Annotated in this window: 7 protein-coding genes; 3 read left to right on the forward strand and 4 right to left on the reverse strand. The window is 74.1% G+C overall.

The features are described 5' to 3' along the window. Positions 1 to 131 precede the first annotated feature (131 nt). Positions 132 to 1,712 (reverse strand): DUF4192 domain-containing protein, encoded by a 1,581-nt coding sequence (locus ACFVYI_RS11920; RefSeq protein WP_387883780.1) that lies wholly within the window; start codon positions 1,710 to 1,712, stop codon positions 132 to 134. Between the two features lie 228 nt (positions 1,713 to 1,940). Between ACFVYI_RS11920 and ACFVYI_RS11925 the strand changes: the two genes are divergently transcribed. Next, positions 1,941 to 4,175 (forward strand): DEAD/DEAH box helicase, encoded by a 2,235-nt coding sequence (locus ACFVYI_RS11925; RefSeq protein WP_387883783.1) that lies wholly within the window; start codon positions 1,941 to 1,943, stop codon positions 4,173 to 4,175. A 415-nt stretch (positions 4,176 to 4,590) separates the two neighbouring features. After that, complete coding sequence (locus ACFVYI_RS11930) at positions 4,591 to 5,259, forward strand: hypothetical protein (protein WP_387883785.1); 669 nt, start codon at positions 4,591 to 4,593, stop codon at positions 5,257 to 5,259. Positions 5,260 to 5,415: 156 nt separating this feature from the next. Here the strand turns inward: ACFVYI_RS11930 and ACFVYI_RS11935 are convergent, their stop codons facing one another. From ACFVYI_RS11935 to ACFVYI_RS11945, 3 genes are all read right to left on the reverse strand, one after another. Next, a complete protein-coding gene (locus ACFVYI_RS11935) occupies positions 5,416 to 5,949 on the reverse strand; it encodes a hypothetical protein (RefSeq protein ID WP_387883788.1) in 534 nt (177 codons plus the stop codon). Between the two features lie 257 nt (positions 5,950 to 6,206). Continuing rightward, positions 6,207 to 6,917 (reverse strand): ribonuclease HII, encoded by a 711-nt coding sequence (locus ACFVYI_RS11940; RefSeq protein WP_387883790.1) that lies wholly within the window; start codon positions 6,915 to 6,917, stop codon positions 6,207 to 6,209. 224 nt (positions 6,918 to 7,141) lie between these two features. Next, on the reverse strand, positions 7,142 to 7,969 hold the full coding sequence (locus tag ACFVYI_RS11945) for a TetR/AcrR family transcriptional regulator (protein ID WP_387883792.1): 828 nt from the start codon (positions 7,967 to 7,969) through the stop codon (positions 7,142 to 7,144). 157 nt (positions 7,970 to 8,126) lie between these two features. On the opposite strand from ACFVYI_RS11945, the gene ACFVYI_RS11950 reads away from it, so the two are divergent. After that, a complete protein-coding gene (locus ACFVYI_RS11950) occupies positions 8,127 to 9,674 on the forward strand; it encodes an MFS transporter (RefSeq protein WP_387883795.1) in 1,548 nt (515 codons plus the stop codon). The last annotated feature ends 169 nt before the right edge of the window (positions 9,675 to 9,843 follow it).

Below are 9,843 nucleotides of genomic sequence, written 5' to 3' on the forward strand. Positions count from 1 at the left end.
GGGGGGGGGGCGGCGCGGGCCGCCCGCCCCGGCGGCGGGGCGGCGCGCGGGGGCCCCCCCGCGGGGCGCCGGGGGGGGCCCCCCGGCCCCCCCGGCGGACGGACGAGCCGGGGCCCGGGCCGCCGGGGCCGTCACCGCGCATGCCGGGACCGGCCTGCCGAAGCACGAGCGCCGCGGCACCGGCTGCGCCCACCCTCCGTGGCCTCCGCCGACGCCCAGGGCGAGGCCCGACCCAGCCGCAGCCTCCGGACGGAGCGCACCCGGGCGGACGGACGGCCCGCGCCGCGGTCGGACGTCCGCGGCAGCGGCGGCCCACCGCTCGGGCCGTCGTCGGGCCGAGCGGCCTCGCCGGACTTCGGCGTGGCCCCGGCCGGGCGATCGGGGAGCCGCCCGGCGGGACCGGCCGCGTCCGCTGCGGCCGCCGGCCCCGCGACGTCCGAGACCTTCGGTGCATCGGCCTCGGCCGACCCCTTCCGGGCCCGCCGGCGGCGCGGCTTGGCCGGCGCCGGGCCTGACGGCTCCTCCGGGTCACTGCCCGGGCCACTGCCCCTGTCGCTCCCCGAGCCCCTGTCCGGGGCGTCGTCGAAGCTGTCCGCCGGCTCTCCCCGCGCCTCGCTGGAGCGGCGGCTACGCTCGGCCACCACGCTCGCCAGCAACTCCTCCGGCGCGAGCCCACCGTTCAACGACTCGTAGAGCAACTGGGCCAGCAGGTAGGAGGGGGCGAGCCGGAGCGTGTGGGCGAGCACGACGCGGGCCGTCGCGGTGTCCCCCGCGACCCAGGACGCCCAGGCCAGCAAGGTGAGCGGCGGCGGGGCGTAACCGGTGTAGGGCGGCACGCAGCGCCTGGCGAGGAAGCGCCAGAGCCGCTGGGTGGGCGCGAGCTCCTCGGGCCGGACGTATTCGGCGGCCTGGTCCCGGATCCGCCGGTCCTGGAGGGCGATGAGCAACCGCGCCGCCCGGTCCTCGTCGAGCGCGCGCGAGCCGGCCATGAACTCGGCCACGGCCTGGTCGAGCAGCGCACCGCCCTGCTCCCGGGAGGGCGGGGGCGCATGCCCGGCCCGCTCGTCGGCCACGGCCACGGCCCGGGCCAGCGCCAGGCGCTGCGCGTCCGCACCGGGCGGGCCGATCGGAGCCAGCCCCGCCACGAGCGCCTTGCGACTCCCCCGTGGCGCGAGGCCGGCGAACGTGGCCGCGGCGGCCACCGGGCCGGGGCCGGGGCTGTGCCGGACCGGGTGGCCGGCCGGGTCGCAGCACCCCTCCCGGCGGCAGAGGAAGGACCACCAGCGGCCGGACGAGACGCAGAGCGACTCCTTCACCGCCACTCCCCTGGCCTCGAAGGCCGCCCGCAGCTCCCCCGCGAGCGGTCCGAGCCGGTCGAGCACGGGCGGACCGTGCTCCCGGTCGGGATCCTGACAGAGGTAGAGCAGGACCTGGACCGGTCGCCGGTCCCGCCGCTCGGAGAGGCCGACGAGCAACGAGGCCGTCTCGTCGGCGGCCGCCGGCCACCGCTTCGGCGACTCGGGGATGTCCAGCCGGATCACCCCTCCCTGGTGGAGGTCCGGGCCCTGGAGCCCGACGGCGACGATGCTGTCGTCGGGGAAGAAGCCCAGCAGGTAGGGCAGCAGCTCGGCCATGTCGGCCGGGCCCCGCATGGTGACCGGCCGCCCGGCGGAGGCCGGGCCGAAGGGGGGTGCGATGCGTTCGTTGTTCATGGCCGGAAGACTGCCGCAATTCGCGAGCGGCTCCGGAGTTTTCATTTTCCCTGTGGATAAAGCCCGCCTGTGGATAAAACGTCCCTCGTTCGGGGCATTCGGAGCCACTCTCCCGGGGGACATTCGGCCGCCGTTCAGCCGAAGAGCTGATGAAATGCACCCCCGAGCCACCCGCTCATGTCCACCGCCGTTCGCCCTTTGTCGGCGGCTCGGGGTTACATGGACGGCATGCAGCAGCCGCAGAACCACACCACCGCCACCGACGCCACCGCCACGGCCGGCACCGGCAGCGCGACAGCCGCCGACCGCGCCGAGGTCCGGGCGCGGGCCGAGGCCGTCCTGCGCGAGCTCGCCGGGCCCGCCGCCACCCTCCGCGAGGACCAGTGGACGGCCATCGAGGCCCTGGTGGTCGACCACCGCCGGGCCCTCGTGGTGCAGCGCACCGGCTGGGGCAAGTCGGCCGTCTACTTCATCGCCACCGCCCTGCTGCGGGCCCGCGGCGCCGGTCCGACGGTGATCGTCTCCCCGCTGCTCGCCCTGATGCGCAACCAGGTCGAGTCGGCCGCCCGGGCCGGCATCAACGCCCGCACCATCAACTCGGCCAACACCGACGAGTGGGACGCGATCCAGGCCGAGGTCGCGGCGGGTGCGGTGGACATCCTGCTGGTCAGCCCCGAGCGGTTGAACAACCCCGACTTCCGCGACCAGGTGCTCCCCAAGCTGGCCGCCTCCACCGGCCTGCTGGTGGTGGACGAGGCCCACTGCATCTCCGACTGGGGCCACGACTTCCGCCCCGACTACCGCCGACTGCGCACCATGCTCGCCGACCTCTCGCCGGGCGTCCCGGTACTGGCCACCACCGCCACGGCCAACGCCCGGGTCACCGCCGACGTCGCCGAGCAGCTCGGCACCGGCTCCACCGACGAACACGCCCTCGTGCTGCGCGGCCCGCTGGACCGCAAGAGCCTCACCCTCGGGGTGCTCACCCTGCCCGACCCGGCGCACCGGCTGGCCTGGCTGGCCGACCACCTCGACCGGCTGCCCGGCTCCGGCATCGTCTACACCCTGACGGTCGCCGCCGCCGACGAGGTGACGGCCTTCCTGCGCGAGCGGGGCTTCCCGGTGGCCTCGTACTCCGGGCGCACCGAGGACGCCGAACGCCGCACCGCCGAGGCGGACCTGCTGGCCAACCGGGTCAAGGCCCTGGTCGCCACCTCCGCACTCGGCATGGGCTTCGACAAGCCCGATCTCGGCTTCGTGGTGCACCTGGGCTCGCCCAGTTCGCCGATCGCCTACTACCAGCAGGTCGGCCGGGCGGGCCGCGGCGTCGACCGCGCCGAGGTGCTGCTGCTGCCCGGTCGCGAGGACGAGGCGATCTGGCGCTACTTCGCCTCACTGGCCTTCCCGCCCGAGGAGCAGGTCCGCCGCACCATCGACGCCCTCGCCGAGGCGGGCCGGCCGCTCTCCACCGCCGCGCTGGAGCCCCGGGTGGACCTGCGCCGCGCCCGGTTGGAGACCATGCTCAAGGTCCTCGACGTGGACGGCGCGGTCCGGCGGGTCAAGGGCGGCTGGACGGCCACCGGGCAGAGCTGGGCCTACGACACCGCCCGGTACGCCAAGGTCGCCGCCTCGCGCGAGGCCGAGCAGGCGGCGATGCGCGCGTACGCGGCGGCGACCGACTGCCGGATGGAGTTCCTGCGGCGGCAGCTGGACGACGAGCAGGCCGAGCCGTGCGGCCGCTGCGACAACTGCGCCGGGCCGCTGCACACCCCGGAGATCTCCACCGCGGCGCTGGACGCGGCGCGGGCCGCCCTCGGCCGGCCCGGCGTCGGCTTCGAGCCGCGCCGGCTCTGGCCGACCGGCATGGACGCGTTGGGGGTGCCGCTCAAGGGCCGCATCCCGGCGGGCGAGCAGGCCGAGACCGGCCGGGCCCTGGGCCGGCTCTCCGACATCGGCTGGGGCAACCGGCTGCGGACGCTGCTGGCCGACCAGGCGCCCGACGTGCCCGTGCCCGGCGAGGCGGTCGACGCCCTGGTGACGGTACTGAGCGACTGGGCGCGCGGCCCCGGCGGCTGGGCCGGGCCCGCGACGACCGAGGGCGTCCGGCTCGACCGGCCGGTCGGCGTGGTGACCATGGCCTCGTCGACCAGGCCGCAGCTGGTCGGCAGCCTCGGCGCCCGGATCGCCGAGATCGGCCGGCTGCCCCTGCTCGGGCGGATCGAGTACGCGGCCGGCCGGCCGCCGCACGGCGCGCGCAGCAACAGCGCCCAGCGGCTGCACGCGCTGGCGGGCGCGCTCACCCTGCCGCCGGACGTGGAGGCCGCGATCGCCGCGGCGGGCGGCCCGGTGCTGCTGGTGGACGACCTGGTCGACTCCGGGTGGACGGTCACCGTCGCGGCCCGGCTGCTGCGCAAGGCCGGAGCGAGCGCCGTCCTGCCGCTGGTGCTGGCCGTGCAGGGCTGAGGCGGCGGCCGGCACGGGCGAGGAGGAGGCGACGGGCCGCGAAATCGGCCAGAGCGTGGCGGAACGGGAGGTTCCACAACCGACGTACACCCGAATGGAGTAATGCCGACGCAGACCGGAAGATCCACGCGCACCAGTGGCACCGATCGGGGAAAGAGAGGGGTGAGCTTGCGAAAAGTACTCCGCACCGGCCTTCGGGCCACCTGGATCACGGCTCGACACGCCCCGAGTGGCGCGCGCACCGCCGTGGAATATATCCGGCAGAACGTTGGCTTTCGGGCGGCGTTCATCATTTCATCGTTGCCGCTCCACCCCATCTGCCCTGAGAATTGGACCGTACCCGGAACCCGGTCCGCTGGACCAGGCCTTCGGCGTACACACGTACCCGCGCGCCCGTGGGTCGGGAAGGAGGATCGTGATCAACGGTATCGGCCGAGGTCAGTATCCCCTCGTCCGGAGTTCGGCGCCCAGACGGGTATGCGACCTGGAGACGTGGGCTGCCTCGGGGGTCCCGTTGCTGCGCGACCCGCGCGAGTTCGTCCTGGAGCTGCACCAACGCCACCTGCCGCAGCCCGGCACGGTCGTGCTCGCCGTGCTGGACGCGTCGCACAGGCTGAACGCCTCGGCCTCCTTCGCTCCCCGGCCGCGCCACACCGACGGCTGGCAGCACCGCAACGCGCTCCTGACGCACCTGCGACAGATCACTCCGCACGACCTGCGCCGGGCCAGCCCGTCCCGGACGGCCGTGCTCCTGCGGTGCCGGGAGGGCGCGGCGGGCTGGACGGCACAGGACGGTGCCTGGATGTGGGCGCTGCAGGACGCGGCCGCCCTGCACGGACTGCGCTGCGGTTCGTACATCACGCTGGCCCCGGCGGGCTGGCAGATCCTCGGGGACGGCCGGAACGGCCGCACCCCGCACGCGGGTTCATGGGCCGACGGGCCGGTCCACACCGTGACCGAGCTGCCGCCCCGCTCGGCACTGGACAGTGCGCGCGGACAGCGCCCCCTGCGTCAGGCCGAGCGCCCGTGGGCCCCCGCACGGGTCGCGGCGATCGAACCGGGCCGGCGCACCGGCACCGGCTGAGGCGAGCGCCCGGGGCAACCGGCCACTGTCGCGAGGCAGCAGGCGACAGGCAGCGGGACAGCCGGCGGCAGAGCCGCAGACTGCGAGCGGCAAGGCGGGGGACGGCATGGGTCGGGCCCGGCACCAGGTGGCGCCGGGCCCGGAGGTCGACAGGTGTCAGGCGGTCAGTCGGCGGCCGACCGGTGCACCGGCGGCCGCAGCAGCGGCAGCGGGGCCGGCGTCTCCGCAGACCACCAGGAGTTCGGCCGCCCGGCCGCGGGCCTCGGTGAACGCCGCGGCGGCACGGTCGGCCGTACCGCCGTTGACGACCAGTACGACCACCTCGCGGCGGGCCGGACGAGTCAGCGCGGCGTCCGCGTAGAACACGTCACGGCCTTCGGCGAGTTGCGCCCAGTAGCGCTCCTCGCCGAAGGAGAGTTCGTGCCGCTGCCAGGGGTGCGGCTCGCCGACCGTGAGCACCAGGACGGCGCCCGGGTCGCGACCGGAGTCCAGCAACCGGTCGACCGCCTCGTCGGCGCGCTCCAGCGCCTGCGCGGCGGTGGCGGCGAGGTGTTGGACCGCGACCTGCGGTGCGGCGGGCTCCGGGCGGCGCGGACCGGGCTTGGGGATCCCGGCCGGCCGGGGCTTCGGCCCCGGGCGCTCGGCGCCCGGCGGCGCCGGTCGCCGAGGTGCGGGGCGTTGACCCGGCACCGGGGCCGGGGCGGTAGTGACGGTCGACGGTGCGGCAGAGGTCGCGCTGCCGGAGGCAGGCGTACGGGGGGCTTGTGCGTCCGACTCGCGGGGGAAGGGAACGCCGGGGCCCGGGAGGCTCACGTGAATCTCCGGCTCCTCGGGGAAGACAGGCATACCCGGATATCTATCAAATGCCGGTCGAGCGCGCACGGGCGCCCCACCCATTGGGCACCACGAGCCTTCCGCCCCCACCCGGACGCTCGGCCGACGAAGCGTCAGAAACCGAGCGTCAGCTGCTCGTCGACGGGGCCCGCCGCGCCCGGTCCGCCGACACCGACGACGGCCCGGGTCCGCTTCAGGTGACGCCACTTGGGCAGCCCGTCCAGGTAGGCCCAGGAGAGCCGGTGCTGCTCGGTCGGGCCGAACTCCTCCAGCGCGGTGCGGTGCACCGGGGACGGGTAGCCGGCGTTGTCGGCGAAGCCGTACTCGGGGCACGCCTCGCCCAGTTCTGCCATCAGACCGTCACGGTGGACCTTGGCGAGCACCGAGGCGGCCGACACGCAGATGCAGGACTGATCGCCCTTGATGACCGTGCGCACCCGCCACGGGCCGCCCAGGTAGTCGTGCTTGCCGTCGAGTATCACCGCGTCGGGCTCCACCGGCAGCGCCTCCAGGGCGCGCACGGCGGCCAGGCGCAGCGCCGCGGTCATCCCCAGCTCGTCGCACTCCAGCGCGGAGGCGTGACCGAGCGCGTACGCGGTGACCCAGTCGGCGAGGACCGGGGCGAGCGCCTCGCGGCGCAGCTCGGTGAGCAGCTTGGAGTCGGTCAGGCCCTCCGGCGGCTTGCGCAGCCCGGTGACGGCCGCGCCCACGGTGACCGGGCCGGCCCAGGCACCGCGCCCGACCTCGTCGAGACCGACAACGATCTTGGCGCCGGCCCGGCGCAGCGAGCGCTCGACGGAGTGCGTCGGCGGGACGATGGGCATCGCGGAGTCCTTCGGCTGGGGCAACCTCCAGCGTAAGCCCCACCCGGAACCGCCCCCGACCACCCTGCAGCGGCCAGCGCCCCCGACCACCACGACCCCCACCCCCGAGCCCGCCCCGCGCCCGCGCCCGTCCCGCGCAGCCACGAGCACGGCATCGCAAGACGCGGGCCCGGGTACGGACGCGGGTACGACACCGCAGGGCCGCGGGGCCGCGGCAACACGCGTCAGGCGCGGATCAGCGGCACCAGGACCTCGTCCACCAGCTCGACCGCGAACTCGGGCCCGAGCTGCCGGCCGCAGATCTTGACCCGGTACATCAGCATCGCGGGCGCCACATCGGCGACCAGCGGGGTGACCGCGCCGGGCCGGACGTCGCCGCGCTCGGCTCCCCGCCGCAGGATCTCCAGGATGGTGGCCTTGGTCGGCTCGATCACCCGCTGGACGATGAAGCCCTTGAACAGCTCGGCCTGCTCGTGATCCAGCTCGGCCATCAGCGCCTGCATGGCACCGCCCGACCGGGAGTTCATCGCCTCGGTGAAACCCTGGATGAGCAGCAGCAATTCACTGCGGGCGGACCCGAGGTCGGGGGTGTCGGAGGGCCGTGGCAGAGTGGAGTCCAGGGCGTCGACGACGAGTTCTACCTTGGACGCCCAGCGCCGGTACAGCGCGGCCTTCCCGGTCCGCGCGGCCCCGGCGATGCCTTCCATCGTCAGCCGTGCGAATCCGCCGGAGGTGAGCTGGTCGAGCGCGGCCGCGAAGATCGCCTGTTCCAGCTCCTTGCCCCGGCGGCGCATCGGTCGGGACAGGACCTCGGCGGCCGCCTTCACCGGACAGAACGACGCCGGCCCGGGCGCCGGGAGGGCAGTCCTCGACGCCGGAGCGGGCACGGTCGGACGGCTCGCCGCCCGCCCCTCCGCCGGCCTCGCGAGCTGCTCGTCCACCCGGTCCGCAGCCCGGCCGTCCGTCCGCCCGGTCGACTGCTCGGTCGGCCGCTCGCCCGCCTGCCCGCCCGTCCGGACCGTCGCCTGGCGTCGCACCAACTGATCCATCATCACCAACCTTAGGGAACGCTTGCGTTCACAATATCGTCCAGGATATCGTCCAGATTAGTGAACGATCCCGTTCCTTCATAGCCTGCGGGACGCCGCAGGACCGCACCGGACTTCGGGTCCACAGCATACGAAGCAGTAGCCAGCAGGGGGCACTAACTTGGCTATTTCCGACACGCTCAGCAAGAACTCTCCATCGCAAGGCAGCCAGGGCAGGAACAAGAGCATCACCCTGACCGTCATCGCCGCCACGCAGCTGATGGTCGTCCTCGACGCCACCATCGTGAACATCGCGCTGCCGCAGATCAGGGACGCGCTGAACTTCTCCACCACCAACCTGTCGTGGGTGATCAACGCCTACACGCTGACCTTCGGTGGCCTGCTGCTGCTCGGCGGCCGCGCGGGCGACATCCTCGGCCGTCGCCGGGTGTTCATCGCCGGCACGCTGCTGTTCGGGCTGGCCTCGCTGCTGGGCGGCTTCGCGCAGGACGGCGGGATGCTGCTGGCCGCCCGCGCGCTCCAGGGCATCGGCGGGGCGATATGCTCACCCACCGCCTTCGCCCTGATCGCCACCAACTTCGACGAGGGCCCCGAACGCAACAAGGCCTTCGGCGTCTTCTCGGCGGTGGCCGGCTCGGGTGCGGCCATCGGTCTGCTGGCCGGTGGCGTGCTCACCGAGTACCTCGACTGGCGCTGGGTCTTCTTCGTCAACGTGCCGATCGCGGTCCTGATCGCGATCGCCGCACCGCGCTACATCGCCGAGTCGGAGCGCCACGAGGGCCGCTTCGACCTGCCCGGTGCGCTCACCTCCACGCTGGGCCTGGTCGGCCTGGTCTACGGGTTCATCCGGGCCGCCTCGGACGGCTGGACGGACAGCGTGACGCTCGGCTCCTTCGCCGCCGGCGTGCTGCTCGTGGCCGCGTTCCTGGTGATCGAGAACCGCACCGCGCAGCCGATCACCCCGCTGCACCTGTTCGCCAACCGCAACCGCACCGGTGGCCTGGTGATGATGCTCTGCCTGGCCGCGGCCATGTTCGGCATCTTCTTCTACGTCACGCTCTTCGTGCAGGGGCCGCTCGGCTACAGCCCGTTGAAGGCCGGTTTCGCCTTCCTGCCGATCAGCGTGTCGATCATCATCGCCGCACAGGTCGCCTCCACCCTCCAGGCCAAGTACGGTCCGAAGCCGTTCATGGCCGGAGGTGCGCTGTTCGTCACCATCGGGCTCACCTGGCTGACCCAGATGAACGCGGACAGCGGTTACATCGACGGGGTGCTCGGCCCCACGGTGGTGTTCGGCTTCGGCATGGGTCTGACCTTCGTTCCGGTGATGCTGCTCGCGGTCGCGGGCGTCGCCGGCGAGGACACCGGCGCCGCTTCCGGCCTGCTCAACTCGATGCAGCAGATCGGTGGTTCCCTCGGTCTGTCGATCCTCACCACGGTGTTCGCGCACTACGCCACCGCCGAGGCCAAGCTGCAGCTGCCCGGCTTCATGGCCACGGCCACGCCGGAGCAGAAGGCGTCGTTCCTGGAGAAGAAGGAGTTCCCCAAGGGCACCGACGCGGCCAACGAGGTGCTCGCCTACGGCATTTCGCACGGCTTCATCGTGGGCGCGGTGCTCGCCGGGCTCGCCCTGGTGGTCGCGGTCGTCGTGATCAAGGCCAAGGCGGACGACCTGCCGTCGAACACCGCCGGTGTCGCGATGCACTGACGCGGTACCGGTCGGGGCGGCGCGGGACGGCGGAGACCGACCGACCCCGCCCCGACCGCGGAACGCAGTGAGGGCCGGCCGGGAGCAGGAAACACCCCGCCGGCCCGCACCCCGGCGGGGCCCACCGGGCACATAACGGCGGGTGAAGGCGCCACACAACCGATGACAC

Origin of the sequence: Kitasatospora sp. NPDC058218 (assembly GCF_042882445.1) — a bacterium.
Classification (GTDB): Bacteria; Actinomycetota; Actinomycetes; order Streptomycetales; family Streptomycetaceae; genus Kitasatospora.